This window comes from Bradyrhizobium sp. T-12 (genome assembly GCF_058314695.1).
The window spans coordinates 2,091,989-2,116,007 of the sequence record NZ_CM177756.1; the positions used below are offsets into that span (position 1 = coordinate 2,091,989).

Sequence of the window (24,019 nt, forward strand, 5' to 3'; positions counted from 1 at the left end):
GATGGGAGGAGTTTTGGAGGGCGTGCGCGTCCTCGATTTCGGACGCTATATCGCAGGCCCCTATTGTGCGACCTTGCTGGCCGAATTCGGTGCCGAGGTCATCCGCGTCGAGAAGCGCGACGGCAGCGAGGACCGCTTCGTGGCGCCGGTCGGCGAAAATGGCGAGGGCGCGCTGTTTCTCCAGGTCAACCGCAACAAGAAGTGCATCACGCTCGATCCGATGAAGCCGGAAGGGCAGGAGGTGATGCGCCGCCTGATCGCGACCGCGGACGTCGTCGTCGCCAATCTGCCGCCGCAGACCCTGCGCGCGATGAAGCTGGATTACGACTCGCTGAAGGCGATCAAGCCCGACATCATCCTGACGACGGCAACCGCGTTCGGTGGGCCGGGGCCCTGGTCCGACCGCGTCGGCTTCGACGGCGTCGGGCAGGTCATGTCGGGATCGGTGTACATGACGGGCGCAGGCGATCCGCCGTTTCGCGCCGCGGTGAACTGGGTCGATTTCGGCACCGCGCTGCATTGTGCGTTCGGCACGCTCGCCGCGCTGATCGAGCGCGGCAAATCCGGACGCGGGCAGATCGTCGAGGGCGCGCTGCTCGCAACCGCTTTGTCCTTCACCAATGCGACGCTGATCGAGCAGGCCGTCATCAACGTCAATCGCGTGCCCACGGGCAATCTCGGCCAGACCGCGGCGCCCGCCGACATCTACCGCACGAAGGACGGCTGGGTGCTATGCCAGGTCACCGGACATCCGTTGTTCAAGCGCTGGGCGCGGCTGATGGGCGAGGAGGAGGTGTGGCTGAACGATCCGCGCTTTGCCGACGATATCAGCCGTGGCAACAACGGCGCGGTCATCAGCGAGCGGATGGCGCGCTGGTGCGCCGAGCGCACCACGCAGGAGGCCGTCGATACGCTCGGCCAGGCCATGATTCCGACCGGACCCGTGCTCTCGCCGCAACAGGCACTGGATCATCCGCACATCCGCGCCGCCGGGTTCATGCAGGATGTCGGCTATCCCGGCCTCCCGAAGCCCGCACCGGTGACGCGTGCTGCGGTCCGGCTCTCGGAAACGCCGGGCGAAATCGCGCACCGTCCACCGACGCTCGGCGAGCACACCGATCTCGTCCTCGCAGAGCTCGGCTACGACGACGCCGAGATCGCGGCGCTTCGGCAGGGCGGGATCATCTAGCGCTCGACGCACCAGGCCGCGCCGTCAGTCCGCGCTACGCTTCCAGGCACCGGTGCCGAGCTTGCCCGTGATCGTCGCCAGCGCGTCGTGGACCTCGTAGGCGCCGCCATCGCTGTAACCTGACAAGCCTCTGAGTGCTTGCAGGCTCCAGCGGCCATTCGCGGCGGTGATCCTCCCCTCGTGCGAACGCGCAGAACGTGGAGGCTCGGCGTGGAACTTGTAGGTGCCGTCGATCATGATCTGCCAGATCCAGCGGGATTGTCCGCGGCGGCTCGGCACCATGATTTCCCAGGTGCCGACCAGCGCCGGATCGATCGTCGATGACGTCGGCGCGTGCGCTGGAACCGGGGAGATGGCGGCTGGAAGCGGACTGACCGGCGCCGTGTCCCCCGCGCCGTCAGGCGGTCGACCGGCGAGATAGATCGCCTTGCGCGACAGCGAGCCGTAGACGAAGGGCTGCTGCTCGTTGCGGGTCGCCTCCATCACGTCGTCGCGGACGTTGCGGAACATGAATGTGATCTCGACACCCGGAGTCTCGATGTTGCGCAGTAGCGCGGTTGCGAACGGGCTGTTGCGCGCGTCGCCATCGAGCGCGGTGGTACCGTCTCTTGCGGCATACGCCACGAGAACATTGCCGGCCGGCTCGACGCGGCTGAGCCCGGCGTTCGGGGTTGCCCGCGTCGCGAGCGAGCGGTTCATCCTGGCGGCAAACGGATTGTTGCGGCAGGCGTCGAGGATGACGAGGCCAAGGCTCGTGGTGTTGGACACCTGCAACATCACGCTTCTGAGGCTGATGGCTTCGTTGGCCGCGTCGGTGTCCCGCTTCAGCTCTGCGTCGATCGGGATCAGCCAGTTCTCGCCATTGATTTCCATGCCATGACCAGCGAAATACGCGGCCGCCATGTCGGCGCCCGCGGCCTCACGCCCGAATGCGAGCAGGGCGCGGCGCATGTCATCGAAACCTGCGTTGGTGATCAGGGAGGCCGTGAAGCCGAGCCGCTTTAGCGCCGCGGCGATGTCGCTGGCGTCGTTCGGCGGATTGAGCAGGGAGGGCACGTTCCGGTAGGCGCCGTTGCCGATCACCAGCGCGACACGCTTGCCGTCCGCCGCGGCGCCGGTCGGTACCAGGCCCGCAAACGCGGTTGCGAGGGTCACTCCCGAAACAAACTCGCGTCGGTTCATTGGATCTCGCCTGCTCGAGCGAGATCCATGGTACAGCAACCGGTCCAGAGTGGCCAAGGGCCAGGCGCCGCTCGAGCTGGCGTCTTTGCGCTACAGCAGCCGCTTCAGCGCCCGCGCGTCGGCCGGCGCCGCGCTCTTCTGGTCGTTGTCGAAATAGACGTAGACGTCGCAGCCCTGCCGCTTCCAGGACTTGATGCGCTTGGCCCATTGTGCCAGCGCGGCCTTGCTATAGTGCCCGTGATAACGCCCGCTCGGCCCGTGCCCGCGCACATAGACGAAATCCGCCGTGCGCTTCCATGGCGCGGGCGCGTCGGCATGGTCGGACAGGCAGAGCGAGATGTTCTCGTCTGCCAGCATGCGCAGGATGCGCGGCTGGTACCAGCTCGGATGACGGAACTCGAAGCTGTAGCGCCGCTTGCGCGACAGCAGCTTGAAAAAAGACGCGAGGCGGTTGGCGTTCGCCTCGAATTGCGGCGGCAGCTGGAACAGGATCGGGCCGGCCTTGCCGCCGAGCCTGGAGATGCGGTCCTCCAGCAGCGCGAGGCTGTTGACGGAGCGCTCCGAGAGGCGCTTCCAGTGCGTGATGAATTTCGACGCCTTCCAGGCGAAGACGAAATCGCGCCCGGTCTGCTCGCGCCATCCCGTCACGGCTTCGGGCGTCGGCGTGCGATAGAACACCCCGTTCAGCTCGGTCGTGTCGAACTGTCCGGCGTAATAGCTGAGCTGCTGCTTCAGCGTCACGCCTTCAGGGAAGAACGGGCCGCGCCATGAATCGTAGTGCCAGCCCGAAGTTCCGATCAGTACGCGCGCCATCGATCCGTCATCCCTCGGACGCGGCGGCAGGCCGCGCCTTCTCCGGGGCAACGTTCGTGCACGAAATATGTTGCTGTCGGCGTGGCGGCGTGCGGCTGGATCAGTTCGACGCCAGCGCCGCCTTGGCCACTTCCGCCATCCAGCTCGACGCCACCGGCAGGATCGCGTCGTTGAAATCGTAGCGCGGGCCGTGCAGCTCCGCGCCGTCGCGCAACTCGCCGTTGCCGATCCAGACGAAGGCGCCGGGCCGCTGCTGCAGGTAATGGGCAAAATCCTCGCCGGCCATGCTGGGCGCGAGGTCGCGCCGCACGGGCGCCTTCACCTTCTGCGCGGCGATGCGCGCGAGGTCCGCCTCGTCGGGCGTGTTGACCACCACACCCACACCCCAGACGATGTCGGGCGTGACCTTGACGCCGAAGCTGGTCGCAATGCCGGCGCAGGTCCGTTCGATGCCGGCGAGGATGACGTCCTTGACCGCCTCGCGGTGGTAGCGCAGCGTGCCGCGAATCGTCACGCGTCCGGCGATCTGGTTCGGCGCGGTGCCGCCGTCGATGGTGCAGAGCGAGAGCACGGCCGTGTCGAGCGGATCGACGCCGCGCGCCACGATCGATTGCAGCGCCACGATGAGATGGCCGGCCGCCATCACCGGATCGCGCGTCAGATGCGGCATGCCGGCGTGGCCGGCATGACCCTCGATGGTGATGGTGATGCGCCCGCCGGAGGCCATCACGACGCCGTCATGCACGGCGATGGTGCCGGCGGCGAGGCCCGGCCAATTGTGAAAGCCGAACACGCGCTCCATCGGAAAGCGGTCGAACAGCCCGGCCGCGACCATCGCGCGCGAGCCGCCAAAGCCTTCCTCCGCCGGCTGGAAGATGAAATCGACCGTACCGCTCCAGCTGGGATCGGCGGCGAGCAGCGCGGCGGCGCCGAGCAGCGAGGCGGTGTGTCCATCATGGCCGCAGGCATGCATCACGCCCGATGTCCTGGAGGCGTAGGGCAGGCCGGTGTCCTCGGTGATCGGCAGCGCGTCCATGTCGGCGCGCAGGCCGACCCGCCTTTGTGCATGACCGCGGGTCAAGGTCGCGACGACGCCGTGGCCGCCGACGCCCGCCTCGAACGGAATGCCGAGTTCGGTGAGCCTCGCTCGCACGAAGGCGGAGGTCTCCTTCTCCTGGAGCGACAGCTCCGGGTGGGCATGAAGGTGCCGGCGCCATTCGGTCAGTTTCTGATGCAGCTCGGGTGTCAAGGCAGGGTCTCTCGCAAGATGTAGGTTGCCGGCACAATAGCGGATTATCCGCGCCATGCATCAAGCGCCTTGGAATGGCTCGCGTGCAGCAAAGCGCGCCGCGCCGAAGTCATTCCGGGGCGCGCCTCTTGGCGCGAGCCCGGAATCCATCGCGCAGCAAGCTCCGTGGCCCAATGGATTCCGGGTTCGCGACGTCGTCGCGCCCCGGAATGACAAGCATTGGGCATCACGCCAGCTTCGCCAGCCCCGCCCAGTCGAAGCTGATCCCATGCCCAGGCCGATCCGGCGCCAGCGCCTTGCCATCCTCAAGCACCAGCGGATGCTCGATATATGTGTCGAGCCCAAACCCGTGCGCCTCCAGGAAAGAGCGGTTCGGGCACGCCGCGAGCAGATGCACGGTGATGTCGTGGGCGCCGTGGCTGGTGACGGGCAGGTTGAACGCTTCCGCCAGCCGCGCGATCTTCATGAAGGTGGAAACGCCGCCGCAATTGGTGACATCGGGCTCGGGATAGGACACTGCGCCTGATGCGATGTAGCTCTTGAACTCCCACAGCGAGCGCAAATTCTCGCCCGCCGCGATGGGGACACCGCCCTCCTGCATGATGCGAGCGTGGCCCGCCACGTCGTCGGGAATGATCGGCTCCTCGAGCCAGGTGAGGTCATAAGGAACGAACGCGCGCGCCGCGCGGATCGCTTCCTCCACGGTCCACTTCATGTTGGCATCCACCATCAGCGGAAAGCCGTCGCCGAGATGCTGCCGCATCGCGGCGACTTTTGCGACGTCGGATTTCAGGTCGGGCCGGCCGACCTTCATCTTGATGGCCCGAAAGCCTTTCGCGAGATTGCCGTCGGTCTGCGCGAGCAGCTCGTCCACGGAGAGATCGAGGTCGATGCCGCCGGCATAGCACGGCACGCGGGCATCGAAGCCGCCGAGCAATTGGTACAGCGGCAGCTTCGCCCGCCGCGCCTTCAAATCCCACAGTGCGATGTCGAGAGCGGATAGCGCCAGCACCACCGGCCCGCCACGCCCGCCATAATGCAGCGCCCACCAGACGTGATGCCAGATCGCTTCGGTATCGTCGGCCTCGCGGCCCTCGACCAGCGGCGGGATCTCGCGCCTGAGGATGTCCGCGACAGCGCCGCCATTGCGGCCGACGGTGTAGGTGTAGCCGACGCCTTCGGCGCCATCGGCATCACGGATGCGGCAGGTGATCAGCTCGAACGCCGTGATCTCGCCATGGGTGGAGTCGGACAGCGTGACGGGAAGGGGGATCCGGTAGAGTCCGGATTCGATGTGAGCAATGCGCGGCATGGTGCCTCCCTTTTTGTTGTTCTTGTTGCGTCGGGTGGGTTAGCCGAGCAGATGCGCAAAGCGCATGTGCTTGGCGTAACTCACCACTTTGATCTCCGCGGCGGCAGAAGCGGTCGGTTGCGCCCTTGCCTCACCGCATCGTCGCAAGCTGCACCGCCAGTGCACACGCCCGGTCGTATTCGTCGAGATTGATCCATTCGTCGATCGTGTGCGCCTCGTTCTGGCCGGCGCCGAAGGTCACGGTCGGGATGCCGTGGCGGACCATCCAGTTGGCATCCAGCCCGCCATTGGCGGTGCGGACGTTCGGCGTGCCGCCGACCGCCGATACGGCCTCGACCGCGCGCTTGATGACGGGCTGGCTGTCCTTCATGCGGAACGGATAATAGTCGGTCTCGGCCTTGAACTTCACCTTGCCGGACTTTCCTTGCGCGTTCGTCACCGTCTTGGCCGCCTTCTCGAATGCGGCCTTGTAGGCTTTCGTGATCTCCTTGAAGAACTTTCCGTCATGGCTGCGGCATTCGCCGCGCACATGCACGTAATCGGTGACGACGTTGGTGGCATCGCCCGCCGGGCGCCCTTCGCCGCCGGTGACGGGGCCGACATTGCTGGTGCCCATCCGCGCGCTCGCGCCCTTGCCCTTCACCACCTTGCCGAACCAGCCGCCGGCCTTCACGTCCGCAAGTGCGAGCGCCATGATCATGGTCGAGGAGATGCCGCGCTCCGGCGCGACGCCGGCATGCGAGGCGCGGCCGAAGATCTCGACGGTCCAGCGGTCGGCGCCGACCGCGCCGATGACGACATTGGAGGCCGAGCCGCCGTCATAGTTGAAGGCCATCACCGGCGAGCCCAGCTCGTCCAGCTTGACGTGGCGCGCACCGTAGAGCCCGCTCTCCTCGCGTACGCAGAACAGCAGCGTGATCGGGGGATGGTCGAGCTTCTGCTTTTCGAGCTCGGCGGCCAGCGTCACCAGCACGCCGCAGCCGCAGCGGTTGTCGCCGCCCAGCGCGGTCTTGGCCTCGTTGACGATCTTGCGGCCCGATTTCTTCGGCTTGGCGCCGGCGCAGAGCGGCACGGTGTCCATGTGGGTCATGAACATGATGCGCGGCTGGTTGTGCAGCGCGCCGCGGCCGGGCAGGTCGACGATGAGGTTGCCGGTCTCGGTCGGTACGGGAATGCGGCTGTTGGCATCGTCGAGCCGGATCGCCTTCGCCGGCACGCCGCTCTCCTTCAGCGCGGCCATGAGCTCACGCCCGATCGCCGCCTCCTGTCCGGTGACGCCCTCGACTGCGAGAAAGCGCATGAGACGATCGGTGGCGGCTTTGGTGTCGACAGGCATGATTCATTCCCTTGATGCACGATGCCTGTCAGCATCCCCTGCGGTACTCGGTTGTGCAAGGCGGCCTCGACGCATGAGCCACGCCCTTGCGTTGCCAGGCGCGCATGGTCCCGAAAGCGGCCTCGGCTACCGCCCATGGCCGGGCGGTATAGGGCGGGCATCGCGTCGCACAAATATGTCGCGCGACCAGCATAATGTGTCCGGATGTTGCTGTCCGGTGACAGCTTTGGTGGCGATTCGCTCCTAACTTAAAGGTGTTTTCCGGCGCCGCGCCACGCCGACTTTGCCGAGACATATTGGGGACGATGATGCGGATCGCGGCAATTGCGGGAAGTGCCTTGTTGTTCGGTGTCGTCGCGGCTGACGCTGCGGATATGGCGGTCAAAGCGAGGCCGCTGCCGGTCGCCGCGCAGGTCTTCAGCTGGACCGGATTCTACGTCGGTGCCAATGTCGGCGGCGCCTGGACTCCCAGCACCGGCAGCAGCGATGGCGGCGTGCTGTTCCCCGGTTTCATCGTCCTGCCCCCGGTCTCAGCTATCATCACGCTCGTTCCGGGACAGACCGGCACCCTTGCAGGTGACGGCCGCCGCAGCGGCGTCATCGGCGGCGGCCAGATCGGCTACAATTGGCAGGTCCAGCAGTTCGTGCTCGGCGTGGAGGCCGACGTGGTCGGCACCGGTTTGAACGGGTCCAGCGCCAGCGCTTCGCGCACCTTTGGCGCCCCGCTGTTTGCGCCCGCGGTGACGCAGACGGTGACGGTCGATTTCGGTCATGTCGACTGGATGGCCAGCTTCCGCGGCCGCGCCGGCGTCACGGTGGACCGCGCGTTGTTCTATGTCACCGGCGGCGCTGCCGTCGCCGAGATCGGCGGTTCCAGGACCACCGTCGTCAACGGTCCCGGCATTGCCATCCCCGCGGGGTCGTTCTCGGCAGCGAACGGCGGCTCGACCACGCGCTGGGGCTGGACCGTCGGCGGCGGCATCGAATGGGCCTTCAACCCGAATTGGAGCCTGGCCGGCGAATATCGCTACACCGACTTCGGCAGCCGCAGTGTCGCCTTCACAGTTCCCGACGGGTTGGGCGGCGTGCTGGCAACGGGCACCTCGAGCTCCCGGCTGACCGTCGAGCAGGCGACGCTCAGGGTCAATTACCGCTTCGGCGGACCGGTGATCGCGAAGTACTGATCTTCGGGCCCCATGACGGTCTGGAAGCACGCGCGGGCGGCGTGAGCGAAACGCTCAGCCCGTCCCGCGAAGCGGAGACGTGTAGGCCAGGAAGACCAGCACGCCGAGCGCCAGCATCGCGGCCATGAACAGCAGCACCGCCGGCAGCCCGGCGAACGCCGCCACCGCGCCGGTCACCGACTGCATCAGGGCCGCACCGAGAAAGAAGGCGAGGTTCACGGCCGCAAGCGCCTTGCCCGCGACTTGCGCCTCGACCAGCTGGCGGGACATGCCAAAGATCAGCGGCTGGGCGGAGGTCGCAAGGCCGATCAGCACGAACAGCACCAGGTCGTATTGCGGCGGCATCACAGCCATCCCGAATAACGCAGCCACCGCGTAACGCGGCGCCCCGAGCGCCATCAGCGCCACCAGCAGCGCTCCCGCCATATGCGTGCCCGCCACCAGATCGCGGCGGCGGCCGAGCCTGCGGTCGATCATGCCGATGAGAAGCGGACCTGCGATCATCGCCAGCGTGAACGCGCCGAGCTGGTTGCCGGCCTCGACCCGCGACAGTCCCTTGACCTGCATCAGCCACGGCCCACCCCACAAGCCGCGCAGCACCAGCGAGGTCGCGAGCGACACCAGCGCCAGAGCGATCAGGCCGCGTAGGGGACGCGAGAGGCCGAGCCTGAGCACCTCGATCATCTGCGACAGCGGAGAGGATTCGTCCTTGTGCTCGGCCGGCTGGTGCGGCACCAGCGCGAACACGGCGAGCGCGACCGCAACGCCGCCAGCTGCGGAGATCCAGAACCCGGCGCGCCAGCCCCAATTGTCGACCACGAAGGCAAGCGGGCTCGATGACAACAGCATGCCGATATTGCCGATCGAGAGGATCGCGCCCGACCACAGCCCGAAGCGGCTTGCCGACAATTGCTTGGCCGCCAGCGTCATCGGGCACATCAGCATGCCCGAGGTGGCGACGCCCAGCATGAACTGCCCGACCGCGAAGCTCGCTGCGCCGGTGGCAAATGCCGACGCCACCGCGCCGAGCACGGTGCCTGCGAGCAGGCTCAGCGACACCGGGCGCACGCCGAAGCGATCCATGGCCGCCCCGACTGGAATCTGCGCCGCGGCGAAAGCGAAAGGATAGATCGAGGTGAGGCTGGCGAGGGCTTGCGGCTCGATGCGGAAGTCCGCCGCCATCAGATCGAGGCTCACGGCCGGAATGGTGCGCAGCAAGGTCGAGAGCATGTGGCCGCAGGCGAGCGCGAGCAGCGCAAAGACCAGCGCGCGGGTGCCGTCTCCCGCCTCGTTCGTGGCAGCCGTCGTCATGAGCGTTCGTCCCGGAGAGATTTCGGATTGGCGTACATGATTGGGGGGCGTGCGCCAATGGCGGCAGCGGGACCCCATTATTCCGGAATGTGGCTTCTCCGCATTACTGGCAGCGGTTGCCTGCCGGCCGTCGAGACGAAGCTTAACGGGTGTTCAGGCTTCGGACCGTGATGAACCAGGGCGATCGTCCGGACGTTATGATCGGGAAACGTGGCATCCTGGAAAGCGGGAAGCCCTGATCTGTGGTTGGGCAGCGGCAATGTCTTCCTCCGAGAGTACAGGTCAGACGACCAGCGAGGCGGCCCGCAGGGAGCGGAGGAGAGGCAATTCCTTGCTGGCGGTTTTCGCGGTCGGGTTTCTCGTTTTTAGTGCCGCGGCCGGCGCACTCTATTATGCGTTGCGGCCCGATATCCTCCGGATCGCCGTTGGACCAGCTGGCAGCGACGATCATAAAGCCATTCAGGCGATGGCCGATGTCTTTGGCGGCGAAAGCCGGGCTCTCCGGCTGCGCCCGATCAAGACCGACGGGGCGGTGGAGGCTCTTGCTTTGCTTCGGGCCGGCAAGGCCGACCTCGCCGTCGGCCGCGGAGATCTGGACATGCCTGCGGAGGCGCAGACCGTCGCCGTCGTCCGTAAGAACTTCGTCGTGCTGTGGGCTCCGTCCGGCCCCGCTGGCAAGGGTTCGAAAAGCAAGGGCTCGAAACAAAAGGCTTCGCCGAAAATCAAGGAGGTCGCCGATCTCGCAGGTCGCCGCGTCGGCGTGATCGGCCGGACGCCTGCGAATGCGGCGTTGCTGCGCGTCATCCTGAGCGCCTCCGGCGTGGAGGCAGACAAGGTCGTCGTGACACACTTCGGTGCCGACCAGATCGAGGATCTGGCGCGCGATCCGGCCATCGATGCATTCATGGCGGTCGGGCCGCTCGACAGCAAGATCACATCCGATGCCGTGGCCGCGACCGCGCGGACGCGCGGCGCGCCGAAGTTTCTTGCCATCGAGACGTCGGAAGCCATCGCCCTGAAGCACCCCCGGTATGAAGCGGAGGAAATTCCACCCGGCGTCTTCAATGCGGATCCGGCCTGGCCCGATGACAAGGTTGAAACGGTCAGCGTCAGCCACCTCATCGTCGCGAGAAAGTCACTGCCGGAAACGACGGTCGCCGCCTTTTTTCCGTCAGCTCTTCGCAGTTCGCCAGGCGATTGCACGGCAGGTGCCGGGTGCAGCGCACATTACCAAGCCGGACGTCGACAAGGATACCGAACTGCCTGTGCACCGGGGCGCGGCGGCTGTTATCGACGGCAACGAGCGGACCTTCCTCGACCGGTACGGCGATTACTTCTGGTTCGGGCTGCTGCTTCTGTCAGGGATCGGTTCGGCCGCCGCCTGGCTGCGTCGCTATCTGAATCGCGACGAAAGAGAGGAAACCAACAGCCACCGCAACAGAATCCTGGCCATGGTGTCCAGCGCACGAACCGCGGGATCGAGCCAGGAGCTTCTGGCTTTGCAGCGCGAAGCCGACACCATCATCGGCGAAACGCTCGCGTGCTACGACGACGGCGCCATCGAGGAAGATGAGCTCGCGGCATTTGGTCTGGTGCTCGGTCTGTTGAGCAGTGCTATCGCGGAGAGACGGACCGCGCTGCAGCGGACCAACCTCGAACCCGTGCGGGGCGCGGTGGCCGCACCGCGAGGCTGAGGCGGTCCGAAAATGCGGCTGCTGAAACGTGGCGCAATTGGCCGCAATGTCGACGGATTGAGGGTAGAGCCCAGCGGATCAACTTATGCTTGTGCGCGCCGCTTTCCGACGCGGACGAAGCCTTCGTGCCGCCACGCATCCTGCTGTCGATCGCGACGCTTTCGTCGCCTCTCGCTTTTACCGTCGTTCATCGCCGGTTGATTCGGGAAAAATCGGAACAAAGGGACGTGATCGCTCTTACCCCAGTCAGGAAACCTGCTCATGCTGTGCTCAAAACCATCACGCGTCATTCGCACAACGCTTGATCTTGCAAACGCAAGGCAGGTCAAGTCCGTTCGAAGGCGCCTCAAGATCTCCGATGCCGATCTGATCAGGATCGTCGACAAGATCGGAAACTCTCTGCACGACATAGAGAAGGAAGTGCAGCTCGAAAAGCTCGCGCTCGATGAGCAGGCCAGCAACAAGGGCGGGCTCACGGCCCCCTGATAGATCCAGTCACCAAACGGAAAGGAGCACTTCCATGAACGGCTTGATTTACCTCGTAGGACTAGTCGTCGTGATCGCGGCCATTCTGTCATTCTTTGGCTTGCGTTGACGGTTCTTCTCTGCCGGGCCGCCGCGTCACCCCATCCGGGGGTGAAGCAGTCGGCAAGTTCGGGTGCATCAAATGGACGATTTGCACCAGGTGAATACCATCATCGCCACGACCATTTGCGCGTTCTTCAAGGGACATCCCGACGCGCAGATCGGGACCGAAGAGGCCAAGCTGCTGGCGAAGCAGATTGCCCAGGCGCTGGATGAGGCAGGGCTGCAGATTGCCGCCGTCAATCCAGCGCACGCGCCGCACTAAAGCATGATCCGGAAAAATGCGAAGCGGTTTTCCGAGAAGATTATGCGCAAACAAGAACCTAAAGCGCGACGGCGATTCAATCCAAATCTCATCGGGCTTTAGGACGCGGACGCGCTAGCGCGAAGCCATAATTTGATGGAAGCGAGTTGAACGAAGGCGCGGGAGTTGGCGGCAAGCCTGTCGGACCCGCAGACCATCGCTATCGACCAGGGCGTGAATTTTTCTCGTCAGACCGCCACGATCGCAAAACCCAGAAGATATCACTAAGTACACGGCGGTTGTTCACCCCAGGAACGCCGCGGGGCTTGCTTGGCAGCGTCGGCCTGATGGCAGCCCATTCATCATCGGCGAGTTCGTCGCGCATGAAGGCTTCTACGTCGTGTCTTTTCGAAAGACGTAGCTGTGTTCTTCCACCATCATCATGATGAGGTTTGGAGTCGCGACCTTGCTTCGGCAAGGTGATCCCGACTTTGCAAGCCGGCGGTCGGGTGGTGCCAAGGCAATGGCTCACCGGGGCCGCAATTCCAGAACTCTACCCGTGAAGTTGAGTAACGCGTGGCTCAATGGATCAATCAATCGCTGTCCTTTCAATGAAATGCCTGACAGCGCAGATGGAGCGACTCGATGTCCACGATCACGACTAGCGACGGTGTAAACATCTTCTACAAGGATTGGGGATCAGGTCAGCCGATCGTCTTCAGCCACGGTTGGCCGCTGACAGCGGACGACTGGGATGCCCAGATGACGTTCTTCCTTCATCACGGGTATCGGGTGATCGCCCACGACCGGCGCGGCCACGGCCGGTCCGACCAGCCCAGCACCGGCAACGACATGGACCATTGGGTTGACGACCTCGCGGCCCTGACAGAACACCTCAACCTGCGCGAGGCGATCCACATTGGGCACTCGACAGGCGGCGGTGAGGTGGCTCGCTATGTCGCTCGCCACCAGAAGCGCGTTGCGAAGGCGGTTCTGGTCGCTTCACTGACGCCGAACATGTACCGGAGCGAGAACAACGCGTCCGGTCAACCGCCGGAGTGGTTCGAAGCGATCCGGGCAGGCGTGCTGGGCAACCGGTCGGAATTTTACCGTTTCGTCCCCGAGAATCCGTTCTACGGGTACAACCTCGATGGGGCCAAGCCTTCGGAGGCAATCATTGCGAACTGGTGGCGCCAAGGCATGGCCGGCGGTGCTCTCGCTCACTACGCGACTGTCGCCTCTTGGCTCGAAGATTATACTGAAGACCTCAAGAAGATCACCGTGCCGGTGCTGGTGATGCATGGCGAGGCGGATCAAGTCGTCCCATTCGCTAGTTCCGTGCCGCGTGCGGTCGACTTGCTCAGGAACGGGTCGCTGAAGACCTATCCCGGCTACCCCCATGGCATGCTGACCACGCATGCGGATGTCCTCAACCCCGACCTGCTGTCGTTCATCAGATCCTGACGACATCTCTCATCCATCATCGCCTGCGCACGAAGGAGATGCCGTTTGCAAGGCAGCCTCTCCTTCCAATTCAAGCGACGGTCCACGACAGCCGCTTTTGGCCCTAAAGCGTGATGAGATCGAGTTTGATAGCGACAGCGGAGGTGCGCTCCCTCGCCCGCTTGCGAGAGAGGGGTGGGCAGAGGGTGTTTCCGCAATGGGATAGTCCCGAGAGGATACAGCTCTTAGTCGGCGCGCGGGACGATGCTTCGCATCGTCCGGAGATGCCGACCTCTTCCGCAAGCGGGAGAGGTTTTCCCTCGCGGCAACCGATTCAATCCAAACCCATCCCACCCTGGTCTTTCTGCTGGCGAGCCGGTGGCGCCGTTAAGCCTCGATGTTGCTTTGTGAACACGAGTCCGAGTCCAGCTCCCTCAGCAGCTTTCCTGCATCGTCCAGCAGCTCCCGGATCGCCCGTCGCTCCGCGATCCGCGCTTGCGTGAAAGTGCCATGCTTGCGCGCGTTGTGGTTTCCCCATGGCGCGCCCGATCCGGGCGCGCCGCCGTGCATGCGGCAGCGGAGCTTGCCGCACACGGCTGGAGCGCGGCAGGCGAAACCTCTGCGGGTCGCGGCGCCGCAGCGCGGGCTTGCGGCCATCGCGCGCGTGTTGCGGATGTGACCGGCGCTCATGCGGTGGCGCCTTGCATGGCTGCGGCCCGGTCGTTTTCGCGCTTGCCGGCTTCGCGCGACGGGACCGGTCCCGCGTTGATCGGCGCGCCGGGCTCGCCGACGGCCAGGTGCGCATGCTGCGCGACGTTCCCCACGATCGCGCTGCCGCCGTCCTGCACCGAGAGTTTCTGCACCGTGATCGGACGCTCGCCATTGCCGCGATGGCGGTTGAGCGCCTCCATCTGGGCTGCGAAGGTGCGGGCGAGCCGGGTCAATGTGCGCGTGATGCCTTCCTGCTGCGCGAGGTCTTCGGTGAAGGCGAGGCGGCAGGCCGAGCGCATCGTGGCGACGTGAACGGACACCATCTGCGCCGTCAGCATGGCCTCGAGCGAATCCCTGGGCGCGATGCCCTTCATCATCGAGACCATGAAGGCGAGATTGGCCTCGTCAGGCTTCTGCAGGATCACGCTGGCCTTCATCAATTGCTTGAGGATGCCATGCAGCGCGTCGCGGTCGACGGCGCCGAGCGCCCCGGCCATCAGCCGTTCGCCGGCCTGCGCGTCGGGATGCTTGATCACGATGCTTCGTCGGGTGAGCTTGATCCGCGGGGTCGGCCTGCTGCCGTCATATTTGGTGGCGGGCGTCGTGCTGTTGCAAGTCAGGGCTGTCGTCATGTCGATATCTCCTCAGGCCCGCAGCAGGCGCGCGGAGGCTCGCCGGGCGAGACCAATCCGCGCAACTGCCGCGCAGCGGGTTCGATTTTCAGATGTCGATGAAGGGCTTATGCGCGATCGCACGAGGCAGCCCTGGCCCAGCGGGCCGTGGAGCTCACGGTTGTCGCGACGATGCCAATATGCCCCTGATTTGCCCGACGAGTCAAAATCGATTTCGCCACATCCGAAGATTGGCGCCCCTGCCTAAGCCCCTGTTTCGACTGAGGCCGTCTACTGTGCATGGGGTTGTTTTCGCATTTTTTGTTTGCAGGGGGGCGTACGTGCCGTGCGACGGAATGCCGGTGCCCGAACGCGATTGCGAAATCCGCGATGGCCGCTATTCATGATCTTCGGATGCGTCGCACCAACAAGCCTGCACAAGCGGCGCCGTGAGGTCTGGGGAGAAACCAATGCAACGAACCATCCGCCTGCTGGCCGTCATCGCCGGAATGTGCGCCTGTGCGCTGTCGACGCAGGCCCTGGCGCAGAAATATCCGGTGCGGCCGGTCAAGGTCATGGTCGGCTTCAGCGCCGGCGGTCCGGTCGACGTCGCCGCGCGCATCATCGGCGATCGCTTGAGCAATAGGCTGGGGCAGCCCTTCGTGGTCGAGAACCGCGCCGGCGCCAACGGCATGATCGCCGCCGAAGGCGTCGCGCGCGCGGACGGCGACGGCTACACCATGCTCGCCTGCAACTCCTCCACCATCACGCTCAACAAGACGCTGTTCAAGGATATCCGCTACGATCCGGAAAAGGATTTTGCACCACTCACCACCGTCGTGTCGGCGCCGCTCGTGCTGGTGGTCAATCCGGAGAATCCCAAGACGGCCGATATCAAGACCGTGGCCGATCTCGTCGCCGCGGCGAAGGCTGCGCCCGGCGCGCTGGCTTACGGTTCGGGCGGCAACGGCAACCTTGCCCATCTCGCCATGGAGCTGCTCAGCCAGAAGGCCGGCATCAAGCTGATCCATGTGCCCTATCGCGGCGGTTCGGCCGCGGAGGTCGGCATCCTCGCGCAGGAGGTGCTGGCTGTGTTCGATCCGCTCTCCGCCGTGCCGCTGGTCAAGGCCGGCAAGCTGCGCGCGCTCGCGGTGTCGTCGGCCGAACGATTGCCGTCGCTGCCTGATGTGCCGACCGTTGCGGAAGCAGGCTATCCCGGCTTCGACATCTCGTTCTGGGTCGGCTTCTTCATGCCGAAGTCGACGCCCGCGCCGATCCTCGAAACGCTGCACCGGGAGATCGTCGCGGCGGCCAAGGACCCGGCGGTCGCGGAGAAGCTCAGCTCGCAGGGCGTCGTCAGCGTGCTCAGCCCCGCCGACTACGCCGCCAAGATCGCCAAGGAGACCAAGGACCTCGCCGAGGTCGTGGCAGCCGCGAACATCAAGGCGGAGTAGGGGCGCTTGATGGCGGCGATCTCTATTCGCCGCCGGTCAGCTGCGCCAGGCGGTCGAGCAGCGGGCGTTGTCCCGCATTGATCTTCTCCCGCGCTTCTTCGAGCGTGAACCATTCGGCACGATCGACCTCCGGGAAGACTTGCCGTTTGCCGCTCCGGGGCGGCCATTCCATCTCGAAGCTGTTGCTGCGAACGCTGCGTGGGTCGAGATCGAGCTCGACCGCGAAGGCGGTGACGAGCTTGCCGCCGCGCTGCTTGACCTGACCAAGCGCGGTCAGCGGCTCGGACAGCTCAAGCCCGAGCTCTTCGGCGAACTCGCGCCGCGCGGCGACGTCCGCAGCTTCTTCGTCCGCGTATTCTCCCTTGGGAATCGACCATGCGCCGAGATCCTTGTTGCGCCAGAAGGGGCCACCGGGATGAACCAGAAGCACCTCGAGCGTCCGGCGCTTGCGATAGGCGATGATCCCGGCACTCTTCGATGGCATCGCTGGTTCCGTGCAGAAGGGGGCAGCCGTTCTCCCGGCACGGTCTATCGAGATGCGCCGGATCGAGGAGATCGAGGAGCAAGCAATATCGGAGCCACGCGTGCGAGTGGCTCCGAACACTAGCCCGAAGGCCGTTCGCGCGATGCGAAGCGAATGGCGCGGGCTTTCGCGCTCTTTCCGGCCGCGCGTGCTGCAATCATGCTGCGCGCCTTGCCGTGGGCTGAAGCGCCTTTCCGCAGCAGGGTTGCGAACCGCTTGCTGGCGCGGCTCGTCGACAGCCGCGCGGCGAGCTGTTCCGCCTTGCGAATGAAAGCGATGGCGGAAGGTGTCAGGTTGACTGGAACCCAAGCCACGTCCTTGGCCTTCGAGAGACTGCCCACACCTTCGCAAGGCGCCTCGCGCGGCAGGTCGATCCGGATCGCAAGCGCCTCCGACCGTTCGGTCCAGTCCTCGGCCTTGGTGCCGGTGATGATGCGGACATAGTCGCGCGTCTCGCGTGGCAGCTCACTTTGTTTGGCAAGCCATTTCTGAATGCGGCCCGGGCCTGCATTGTAGGCGGCTGCGGCAAGGCCGAGATTGCCGAAATCATCGCGCAGCTTGCGCAGGAACCTGGCCGATGCCGGCAGCGCCTTCATGGGATCGAAGGGATCATCGAGCCCGACTTCGGCGGCCGTCTCCGGCATGAACTGCGCGACGCCCTGGGCGCCGGCCTGGCTGACCTCGTTGGACTTGAAGCGGCTCTCCTGCCAGAGCAGGCGGGCAAAGAACGGCACGGGAATGCCGCTGGCCTCGGCGGCTTCGCGAAGCGCATGGCAGAACCGATCTGTCGGTGAAACCGGCTCCTCGGCGACCGGTTCGCCCGCGCGCGGCGGCTCGATCGTTTCCTCATGCGCCGCGCGCGCGTTGGCGAGCTCAATGGCCTGCACGCTGGCGAGGAAGAGTTCGACCACCGGAACCAGTGGGGAGGCATGATTGTTGTGAAGAATGGCGGTGTCGAAAGTTGATGTTTGCCGCGACGCCGATGGATCGAGGTCGCACATCAGAACCAGAAACGCGGCGCACGCCGCGACGACAAATCGCATTTGCTGGGGCAACCTCGAACTGTGGGATGAACGGCCAGCGATGCGCCGGCGATAGGGAGTTCTTAACCTTCCGATTGCGGCAAAGCTGCGGTCTCGTCGGTTCCTTCGGTGTTACTACGGTGTTCCCAAAGAGAAACTGCCCGCGATTTTGCGGATCATTATTTTCAAAGGGACGAGCGATCATGGTGCGATGGATGCTTGGCGCGGCGATGTTGCTGGGGCTCGTCTGCCCGGCGCTCGCAGGCAATCTCGACGCAAAGGCCGTGAACGATGCAGCGCGTCCGGAAAAGCCGCCGGCTGCGGACAAGGTGAACGCGCCGGTGACGAAGCTTCAGATCTTGCTCGATCGCGCGCAATTCTCTCCCGGCCAGATCGACGGCAAGCTCGGCGAGAACGCGCAGAAGGCGCTGAAGGCGTTCGCCGAGCAGAACGGTCTCGGCTTCGACAAGATCATTGCCCCGGAACTATGGGACAAGCTGAACGCAGCGAGCGAGGGTCCTGTCGTCGTCGACTACAAGATCACCGACGCGGATGTGAAAGGGCCTTTCCTCAAAAAGCTGCCGGCCAAGCTCGAGGACATGAAGTCGCTGGAGGCGGTGGGCTACGCTAGTCCGCTCGAAGGCCTCGCCGAGAAATTCCACATGAGCGAAGAGCTGTTGAAGGCACTCAATCCGGGAAAGTCCTTCGACAAGGCCGGCGAGACGATTGTGGTGGCGAGCGTGCCGGCGCGGCGTGAGCTTCCGCGCATCGCCCGGATCGAGATCGACAAGGCGGGCGCGACGCTGAAGGCTTACGAGGGCTCCGGGCGTCTGGTCGCGTTCTATCCGGCGTCAATCGGCAGTCCGGATCGGCCGACGCCGACGGGGACGCTGAAGGTCACCGGCACCAACGAGCTGCCGACCTATCACTACAATCCCGAGTACAAGTTCAAGAGCGTGAAATCCAACAAGCCCTTCGAGATCAAGCCGGGCCCCAACAACCCGGTCGGATCGTACTGGATCGGGCTGTCGGCGCAGGGCTATGGCATCCACGGGACGGCGGAGCCTGACAGGGTCAGCAAGTCCGCCTCTCACGGCTGCGTCAGGCTCACCAATTGGGACGCGCGCGCGCTCGGCGAGAACGTCAAACGCGGCATGCCCGTCGTCTTTCTCGATGCACCGACGGACTCCTCCTCGAAGCAGCAGGGCAAGACCACCGGCAAGCGCGCTGCCAATACGCGTTAGAGAATTCGTTCAAGTCAGCCGTCAATGAAGGCGAGCAGGGTGCCGTTGGCTTTGGCTGGCGGCACGCAGATCGCGGGCCCGCTGCGCACGGCAGCCGAACCCAGCGCCTTCGCCGTCGCGGCGAAGTCATCGCTGACGAGCACCAGCGTAGCGCCGCCGCGCTCGGCGAGGCCGGCGAGCGACACGCCGGGATAACGCTTTCCGAGCTGCTCCAGCGTGAGATAGACGAAGTCGGCGCGATCGCCGCCGGAGGGCACTGTCACGGCGCCGTCGGTCTCGGCCTTCGGCTCGCGTTCGATCAGCCGGCCGAGATGCGCCGCGTCCTGCGCCGGCTCGGGCGTTGCGATCAGAATCTGCTTGATTCGCTTCGCCGCGTTGGCGTGCTTCATCAACTCGGGAATCCACACGGTCTCGCGCGTCTTGTGCTGACAGGCGAAAATGCGCACGCCGCCGGGCGCTTCGGCGGTCGGCCACATGAAGGTGCGGAATTTTGCCGCCGAGACCGTGCCGTCAGGCAGCGTCACCGGCCGCTCGAAATCGGTTGGGCCGATCGGCGTCAGGCCGCGGGCGCGGATCTCCTCCGCGCCGGCGGCGGAATCGACCGCGGTGAAGGCGATGCGCTCGATGCCTTCGCCGCGCTTGTCGAGGAAGGCGCGTGCCGGGGCATTGTGCTCGGTTGCGGCAAGCACGCCGAGCAGCTCCATGTAATCGGGGTCGAACATGATGGTGTAATTGCCGGTGCCCATATGCGCGCTGTGAGTGCCGCGCGGGGAGATTGTGAAGCCGAGCCGCCGGTAGTTCTCGGCGGCCTTGTCGAGGTTCTTCACCATGACGACGGCGTGGTCGATACCGATGACGTTCTTGAGGGCCACTGTTCTTCCTCGATTGCAAACTGAAGTGAGCCGCGCCGGCGGCCGCTAGTTCTGTCTACGCCGGATAGGCCGTCAAGTCATTTTCAATTCAGTGCGAGATGCGGAATTTCATTTCACGAAATGATTGGCGCGACGGCGTCAAGGGCGCTGCTCGAGATAGGCAGCAAGGACGGCGCGCTCCTGGCTGGTCATTTCGGTGACGTTGCCCGGCGGCATCGCGCTGGACCAGGCCGCGACACGGCCGATCAGGCGGATGTTGCGATGGATGTGCGCGGGCGTATCGAGCACAATGCCCTTCGGTGCGGTCACGATCCCGGTCCAGACCGGCTCGGCCGCGTGGCACATGCTGCACCGGGACATCACGATCTCCTCGACAGCGGCGAGGCTCGGCTGCGCCGGGAGCGCGGCCGTCTTCGCCTCGCGCGGGCCGGCGGCGGAGAGGAAGAGGATCGCAATCACGCCGATGGCCGCCACGCCCCACACCCACCATGGCGACTTTCGCCCGGCATGCCGCTCGTTGAAGAAATGACGGATCACTGGGCCGAGCGCCAGGATGATCGCGACGATGATCCAGTTGAAGCGGGTGGCGTAGAGCAGGGGATAGTGGTTGCTGATCATCAGCACGACGACGGGGAGCGTCAAATAATTGTTGTGAAGCGAGCGCTCCTTGCTGGCCTTGCCGAGCTTCGGATCGGGCGCCTGTCCCGCGATCAGGCTGGCGACGATCTTCTTCTGGTTCGGGATGATCAGCGCGAAGACGTTGGCGACCATGATGGTGCCGATGATCGCGCCGATCTGGTTGAAGGCGCCACGGCCGCTCAGCACATGGGTGAAGGCGTAGGTCAGCGCGACCAGGAACAGATAGCCGCCGATAGTGAAGGGCAATTCGCGCTGCGCAAGCCCGCTCCGACAGGCACCTTCATAGAGCAGCCACGCCAGCGCGAGGCTGAAGAGGCTGAACAGGCCGGCCTGGAACGGCGTGAGATCGAGGATCGACTTGTCGACCAGGAACAGATCGGCCTCGAGATAATACACCACCACCATCAGCGCGAAGCCGGACAGCCAGGTGGTGTAGGCCTCCCATTTGAACCAGGTCAGCTCGTCCGGCATCTGGCTGGGCGCGACCAGATATTTCATGATCCGGTAGAAGCCGCCGCCGTGGACCTGCCAGGCCTCGCCCTGGACGCCATTCGGCAGGTCGCTGTTGGGCCTGAGGCTGAGGTCGAGGGCGATGAAATAGAATGAACTGCCGATCCAGGCGATCGCAGCGACCACGTGCAGCCAGCGGAGCAGCAGGCTCGCCCATTCCGATATGATGGATCCCCACATGATCATCCCGTCGATTGCGACAGCGATGCCGCAGCTTTGATGACCGCAACCCCCGCTTGACCAATGTGTCGCACCTATCCGCGGGGTTTTCCAGTACGATGGCCGGCGGCTGATGCACATCGTGCATGCACCAGCTGACGTGTGATGCGGCAGAGCTTTGATATGCTGCGATGGTGTCGATCATCGGGATTGCAGGCCGGGAGGACAAATTGAAGAGCAGAATCTTGTCCGTCGCGATATCCGCGGGGCTTCTGTTTGCGATCGGAGCGCGGGCCGAGCCGGTGCTGCAGGGCAAGGAGGCCTACGGCGATTGGCAGGCCGACAAGCCCGGTACGATCAGGCTGATCCGGTCGCAGGATCTGGTCAAGCCCGGCGCGACACGGTCGGTTGCGAGCTCGTCGCGGGTGGTGCCGCGACCGCCGGAGGTCGCGCTTCAGGTGCCGGCTGGATTCAAGATCGAGCTGTTCGCCGAAGGCCTGCGCGCGCCGCGCATCATAAGGGTCGCGCCGAACGGCGATGTCTTCGTCGCGGAGACGCGGGCCGGCGCCATCCGCGTGTTGCGGGCCGGGGAGGGCGGCAAGGCCGCGACCAACGAAATGTTTGCCAGCGGCTTGCGGCAGCCTTTTGGCATCGCCTTCTTCCCGAACGGCGACAATCCGCAATGGGTCTATGTCGCCAACACCGACAGCGTCGTCCGCTTTCCCTATCAGGCCGGCGATCTCAAGGCGCGCGGCAAAGCGGAGACGATCGTGGCAAGCTTGCCGCATGACGGCGGCCATTCCACACGCGACATCGTCTTCACGCCCGACAATAAGCGCATGCTGGTGTCGGTCGGCTCGCTCAGCAATGTCGCGGAGGGCTTGGGCACGCCGCCGGGCGGACTGGAAGCCTGGTCGAAAGCGCAACCGCTCGGCGCGGCCTGGGCCAGCGAGACGGAGCGCGCCGCCGTGCTGGCCTTCACGCCCGACGGCAAGGAGCGGAAGATCTACGCCACCGGCATCCGCAATTGCGTGGGCCTTGCCATCCAGCCACAGACCGGGCTGCCCTGGTGCTCGACCAACGAGCGCGACGGCCTCGGTGACGATCTCGTGCCCGACTACGTCACCAGCATGAAGGAAGGCGCGTTCTATGGCTGGCCGTGGTTCTACATCGGCAACAATGAAGATCCGCGCCATGCCGGCGCGCGGCCGGATCTCAAGGACAAGGTGACGGTGCCTGATGTGCTGATCCAGCCGCATTCGGCTTCGCTCGGCATGACCTTCTACCAGGGCACGCAGTTTCCGTCCGAGTATCAGGGCGATGCCTTTGCCGCCGAGCACGGCTCGTGGAACAGGTCGAAGCGCACCGGCTACAAGGTGGTCCGCATCCGCATGAAGGACGGCAAGCCGACGGGGGAGTATGAGGATTTCGTCACGGGCTTCGTGGTGAGCGACATCGAAGTTTGGGGAAGGCCGGTGGGAGTTGCCGTGACGAAGGATGGATCGCTATTGATGTCGGAGGACGGCAACGGCACGATCTGGCGGGTGACAAGCGCGCGGCAGTGACGGTGCACCCTCTCCCCTTGTGGGAGAGGGTGGCTCGCGGCGAGACGGGTGAGGGGTTCTCTCCGCGAGTCCAACTTTCATTTCGGCGCGTGGAAAGAACCCCTCATCCGGCGCTTCGCGCCACCTTCTCCCACAGAGGGAAGAAGGAAGAGGAGGACCTACCCCCGTCTTACACTGGCCCCGCCATCCACCGGCAGCGTCACGCCGGTGATGAAGTTCGCCTCGTCCGACGCGAGGAACAGCGCGGCGTTGGCGACGTCCCAGCCCGTGCCCATCTTCCTGCGTAGCGGCACCTTGCTGTCGCGTTCGGCTTCGACCTCGGCGCGGGTCTTGTGCCATTCGCGGGCGCGGGTATCGACGGCCATGGGTGTGTTCATCAGGCCGGGCAGGATGACGTTGGCGCGGATGCCATATTCGGCGTTCTGGTAGGCGAGCTGTTCGGTGAAGGCGATCATCGCCGACTTCGTCGCCTTGTAGGCGACGTAAGGATAGGTCGTGATCGCCGCCATCGAGGAGATGTTGATGATGGCGCCGCTGCCTTGCGCGCGCATGATCGGTATCACCTCTTTCGCGGCGAGAATGCAGCTCTTCAGATTGATGGCGACGACGCGGTCGAACGCCTCTTCGGTCAGTTGCAGCAATTCGGCATCGCCGCCCGACAGGCTGACGCCGACATTGTTGTGCAGCACGTCGATCCGGTCCCAGCGCGACTGCGCGTTCTTGACCATCGCCTCGATGTCGGCCGACTTCGTCACGTCGGCCTTGAAGGCCGCGGCGGTGCCGCCTTTGGCGGCGATCATCGCAACGGTTTCCTGCGCGGACTCCAGATGATGGTCGACGCACAACACCTTCGCGCCCTCCCGCGCAAAGGTCAGCGCGGTGGCGCGGCCGTTGCCCATGCCTTCGCCCGGGCTTTGTCCGGCTCCGACCACGATGGCGACCTTGTCCTTGAGGCGCATGACGCTTTCTCCCTGCTTTTTCATCACGATAGCACGGACGATGCGCGGCAGAAGACCGATCGTGCCGCACGCCGTCCCGCCGGGTGCGCATGGCTGTATCGCGACGGCGAAGGCGCATGCGGGCCAGCAGCTTTCCGTTGTGTGGGAACCGACCTCACGCGATCGCGTTTGTTGCGGAGCCTGTCCCGCGCTAGGCTCTGTCCCGGGG

Annotated in this window: 22 protein-coding genes and 2 pseudogenes; 10 read left to right on the top strand and 14 right to left on the bottom strand. The window is 65.0% G+C overall.

Annotation, left to right across the window (positions count from 1 at the left end; translation table 11 throughout):
- Position 1 precedes the first annotated feature (1 nt).
- Complete coding sequence (locus tag AC0WRY_RS09975; RefSeq protein ID WP_491123029.1) at positions 2 to 1,189, top strand: CaiB/BaiF CoA transferase family protein; 1,188 nt, start codon at positions 2 to 4, stop codon at positions 1,187 to 1,189.
- 24 nt (positions 1,190 to 1,213) lie between these two features.
- On the opposite strand, the gene AC0WRY_RS09980 is transcribed toward AC0WRY_RS09975, so the two are convergent.
- From AC0WRY_RS09980 to AC0WRY_RS10000, 5 genes are all read right to left on the bottom strand, one after another.
- Positions 1,214 to 2,344 (bottom strand): caspase family protein, encoded by a 1,131-nt coding sequence (locus AC0WRY_RS09980; RefSeq protein ID WP_491123030.1) that lies wholly within the window; start codon positions 2,342 to 2,344, stop codon positions 1,214 to 1,216.
- A 117-nt stretch (positions 2,345 to 2,461) separates the two neighbouring features.
- On the bottom strand, positions 2,462 to 3,184 hold the full coding sequence (locus AC0WRY_RS09985) for a DUF72 domain-containing protein (protein WP_491123031.1): 723 nt from the start codon (positions 3,182 to 3,184) through the stop codon (positions 2,462 to 2,464).
- 100 nt (positions 3,185 to 3,284) lie between these two features.
- The gene (locus AC0WRY_RS09990) at positions 3,285 to 4,433 is read right to left on the bottom strand and encodes an amidohydrolase (protein ID WP_491123032.1); all 1,149 of its coding nucleotides are present in this window, start codon (positions 4,431 to 4,433) and stop codon (positions 3,285 to 3,287) included.
- Between the two features lie 226 nt (positions 4,434 to 4,659).
- Positions 4,660 to 5,745 (bottom strand): mandelate racemase/muconate lactonizing enzyme family protein, encoded by a 1,086-nt coding sequence (locus tag AC0WRY_RS09995; protein ID WP_491123033.1) that lies wholly within the window; start codon positions 5,743 to 5,745, stop codon positions 4,660 to 4,662.
- A gap of 130 nt (positions 5,746 to 5,875) precedes the next feature.
- Complete coding sequence (locus tag AC0WRY_RS10000) at positions 5,876 to 7,081, bottom strand: M20/M25/M40 family metallo-hydrolase (RefSeq protein WP_491123034.1); 1,206 nt, start codon at positions 7,079 to 7,081, stop codon at positions 5,876 to 5,878.
- A gap of 338 nt (positions 7,082 to 7,419) precedes the next feature.
- Between AC0WRY_RS10000 and AC0WRY_RS10005 the strand changes: the two genes are divergently transcribed.
- Entirely contained in the window at positions 7,420 to 8,265 is an 846-nt protein-coding gene (locus AC0WRY_RS10005; RefSeq protein ID WP_491123035.1) for an outer membrane protein, read from the top strand.
- Between the two features lie 54 nt (positions 8,266 to 8,319).
- Here AC0WRY_RS10005 and AC0WRY_RS10010 read toward each other — a convergent pair whose 3' ends face one another.
- Positions 8,320 to 9,576 carry an MFS transporter gene (locus tag AC0WRY_RS10010; RefSeq protein WP_491123036.1) on the bottom strand — a complete coding sequence of 419 codons (1,257 nt, stop codon included), beginning with the start codon at positions 9,574 to 9,576 and terminating at the stop codon, positions 8,320 to 8,322.
- 466 nt (positions 9,577 to 10,042) lie between these two features.
- Here AC0WRY_RS10010 and AC0WRY_RS10015 point away from each other — a divergent pair.
- The 4 genes and pseudogenes from AC0WRY_RS10015 to AC0WRY_RS10030 all read left to right on the top strand — a co-directional run.
- Positions 10,043 to 10,672 (top strand): annotated as a pseudogene (locus tag AC0WRY_RS10015) (ABC transporter substrate-binding protein); the annotation flags it as partial.
- Between the two features lie 112 nt (positions 10,673 to 10,784).
- Positions 10,785 to 11,270 carry a hypothetical protein gene (locus AC0WRY_RS10020; RefSeq protein ID WP_491123544.1) on the top strand — a complete coding sequence of 162 codons (486 nt, stop codon included), beginning with the start codon at positions 10,785 to 10,787 and terminating at the stop codon, positions 11,268 to 11,270.
- 261 nt (positions 11,271 to 11,531) lie between these two features.
- Entirely contained in the window at positions 11,532 to 11,756 is a 225-nt protein-coding gene (locus tag AC0WRY_RS10025; RefSeq protein WP_194406823.1) for a hypothetical protein, read from the top strand.
- A gap of 181 nt (positions 11,757 to 11,937) precedes the next feature.
- A complete protein-coding gene (locus AC0WRY_RS10030; RefSeq protein WP_194406824.1) occupies positions 11,938 to 12,120 on the top strand; it encodes a hypothetical protein in 183 nt (60 codons plus the stop codon).
- 232 nt (positions 12,121 to 12,352) lie between these two features.
- On the opposite strand, the pseudogene AC0WRY_RS10035 reads toward AC0WRY_RS10030, so the two are convergent.
- Positions 12,353 to 12,484 (bottom strand): annotated as a pseudogene (locus AC0WRY_RS10035) (IS5/IS1182 family transposase); the annotation flags it as partial.
- Between the two features lie 260 nt (positions 12,485 to 12,744).
- Between AC0WRY_RS10035 and AC0WRY_RS10040 the strand changes: the two are divergent.
- Positions 12,745 to 13,563, top strand: a complete 819-nt coding sequence (locus AC0WRY_RS10040; RefSeq protein WP_491123037.1) for an alpha/beta fold hydrolase — start codon at positions 12,745 to 12,747, stop codon at positions 13,561 to 13,563.
- Positions 13,564 to 13,929: 366 nt separating this feature from the next.
- Here the strand turns inward: AC0WRY_RS10040 and AC0WRY_RS10045 are convergent, their stop codons facing one another.
- A complete protein-coding gene (locus AC0WRY_RS10045; protein WP_371746313.1) occupies positions 13,930 to 14,232 on the bottom strand; it encodes an HGGxSTG domain-containing protein in 303 nt (100 codons plus the stop codon).
- Positions 14,229 to 14,885: a hypothetical protein gene (locus AC0WRY_RS10050; protein ID WP_491123038.1), complete on the bottom strand. Its 657-nt coding sequence runs from the start codon at positions 14,883 to 14,885 to the stop codon at positions 14,229 to 14,231. Before AC0WRY_RS10050 ends, AC0WRY_RS10045 begins: the two co-directional genes overlap by 4 nt.
- A gap of 449 nt (positions 14,886 to 15,334) precedes the next feature.
- On the opposite strand from AC0WRY_RS10050, the gene AC0WRY_RS10055 reads away from it, so the two are divergent.
- A complete protein-coding gene (locus AC0WRY_RS10055; protein ID WP_491123039.1) occupies positions 15,335 to 16,318 on the top strand; it encodes a Bug family tripartite tricarboxylate transporter substrate binding protein in 984 nt (327 codons plus the stop codon).
- Between the two features lie 22 nt (positions 16,319 to 16,340).
- Here AC0WRY_RS10055 and AC0WRY_RS10060 read toward each other — a convergent pair whose 3' ends face one another.
- The gene (locus tag AC0WRY_RS10060; protein WP_491123040.1) at positions 16,341 to 16,802 is read right to left on the bottom strand and encodes an NUDIX hydrolase; all 462 of its coding nucleotides are present in this window, start codon (positions 16,800 to 16,802) and stop codon (positions 16,341 to 16,343) included.
- Between the two features lie 119 nt (positions 16,803 to 16,921).
- The gene (locus tag AC0WRY_RS10065) at positions 16,922 to 17,884 is read right to left on the bottom strand and encodes a lytic transglycosylase domain-containing protein (protein WP_491123041.1); all 963 of its coding nucleotides are present in this window, start codon (positions 17,882 to 17,884) and stop codon (positions 16,922 to 16,924) included.
- Positions 17,885 to 18,066: 182 nt separating this feature from the next.
- Between AC0WRY_RS10065 and AC0WRY_RS10070 the strand changes: the two genes are divergently transcribed.
- The gene (locus tag AC0WRY_RS10070) at positions 18,067 to 19,107 is read left to right on the top strand and encodes a L,D-transpeptidase family protein (protein WP_491123042.1); all 1,041 of its coding nucleotides are present in this window, start codon (positions 18,067 to 18,069) and stop codon (positions 19,105 to 19,107) included.
- Positions 19,108 to 19,121: 14 nt separating this feature from the next.
- Here the strand turns inward: AC0WRY_RS10070 and AC0WRY_RS10075 are convergent, their stop codons facing one another.
- Both AC0WRY_RS10075 and AC0WRY_RS10080 read right to left on the bottom strand, forming a co-directional pair.
- A complete protein-coding gene (locus tag AC0WRY_RS10075; protein WP_491123043.1) occupies positions 19,122 to 19,979 on the bottom strand; it encodes a VOC family protein in 858 nt (285 codons plus the stop codon).
- A 138-nt stretch (positions 19,980 to 20,117) separates the two neighbouring features.
- Positions 20,118 to 21,308 (bottom strand): urate hydroxylase PuuD, encoded by a 1,191-nt coding sequence (locus AC0WRY_RS10080; RefSeq protein ID WP_491123044.1) that lies wholly within the window; start codon positions 21,306 to 21,308, stop codon positions 20,118 to 20,120.
- Positions 21,309 to 21,517: 209 nt separating this feature from the next.
- Between AC0WRY_RS10080 and AC0WRY_RS10085 the strand changes: the two genes are divergently transcribed.
- Positions 21,518 to 22,852, top strand: a complete 1,335-nt coding sequence (locus tag AC0WRY_RS10085) for a PQQ-dependent sugar dehydrogenase (RefSeq protein WP_491123045.1) — start codon at positions 21,518 to 21,520, stop codon at positions 22,850 to 22,852.
- 158 nt (positions 22,853 to 23,010) lie between these two features.
- Here AC0WRY_RS10085 and AC0WRY_RS10090 read toward each other — a convergent pair whose 3' ends face one another.
- Entirely contained in the window at positions 23,011 to 23,811 is an 801-nt protein-coding gene (locus AC0WRY_RS10090) for an SDR family NAD(P)-dependent oxidoreductase (RefSeq protein ID WP_194406834.1), read from the bottom strand.
- Between the last annotated feature and the right edge of the window lie 208 nt (positions 23,812 to 24,019).

Excerpts from the sequence above, each read along its gene's own strand:
- AC0WRY_RS09985 (WP_491123031.1), bottom strand. The coding sequence starts at position 3,184 with ATGGCGCGCGTACTGATCGGAACTTCGGGCTGGCACTACGATTCATGG.
- AC0WRY_RS10055 (WP_491123039.1), top strand. The coding sequence starts at position 15,335 with ATGCAACGAACCATCCGCCTGCTGGCCGTCATCGCCGGAATGTGCGCC.
- AC0WRY_RS10045 (WP_371746313.1), bottom strand. The coding sequence starts at position 14,232 with ATGAGCGCCGGTCACATCCGCAACACGCGCGCGATGGCCGCAAGCCCG.
- AC0WRY_RS10090 (WP_194406834.1), bottom strand. The coding sequence starts at position 23,811 with ATGCGCCTCAAGGACAAGGTCGCCATCGTGGTCGGAGCCGGACAAAGC.
- AC0WRY_RS10060 (WP_491123040.1), bottom strand. The coding sequence starts at position 16,802 with ATGCCATCGAAGAGTGCCGGGATCATCGCCTATCGCAAGCGCCGGACG.
- AC0WRY_RS10040 (WP_491123037.1), top strand. The coding sequence starts at position 12,745 with ATGTCCACGATCACGACTAGCGACGGTGTAAACATCTTCTACAAGGAT.
- AC0WRY_RS09975 (WP_491123029.1), top strand. The coding sequence starts at position 2 with ATGGGAGGAGTTTTGGAGGGCGTGCGCGTCCTCGATTTCGGACGCTAT.
- AC0WRY_RS10065 (WP_491123041.1), bottom strand. The coding sequence starts at position 17,884 with ATGCGATTTGTCGTCGCGGCGTGCGCCGCGTTTCTGGTTCTGATGTGC.
- AC0WRY_RS10010 (WP_491123036.1), bottom strand. The coding sequence starts at position 9,576 with ATGACGACGGCTGCCACGAACGAGGCGGGAGACGGCACCCGCGCGCTG.
- AC0WRY_RS09995 (WP_491123033.1), bottom strand. The coding sequence starts at position 5,745 with ATGCCGCGCATTGCTCACATCGAATCCGGACTCTACCGGATCCCCCTT.
- AC0WRY_RS10070 (WP_491123042.1), top strand. The coding sequence starts at position 18,067 with ATGGTGCGATGGATGCTTGGCGCGGCGATGTTGCTGGGGCTCGTCTGC.
- AC0WRY_RS10025 (WP_194406823.1), top strand. The coding sequence starts at position 11,532 with ATGCTGTGCTCAAAACCATCACGCGTCATTCGCACAACGCTTGATCTT.
- AC0WRY_RS10050 (WP_491123038.1), bottom strand. The coding sequence starts at position 14,885 with ATGACGACAGCCCTGACTTGCAACAGCACGACGCCCGCCACCAAATAT.
- AC0WRY_RS10030 (WP_194406824.1), top strand. The coding sequence starts at position 11,938 with ATGGACGATTTGCACCAGGTGAATACCATCATCGCCACGACCATTTGC.
- AC0WRY_RS10080 (WP_491123044.1), bottom strand. The coding sequence starts at position 21,308 with ATGTGGGGATCCATCATATCGGAATGGGCGAGCCTGCTGCTCCGCTGG.
- AC0WRY_RS10000 (WP_491123034.1), bottom strand. The coding sequence starts at position 7,081 with ATGCCTGTCGACACCAAAGCCGCCACCGATCGTCTCATGCGCTTTCTC.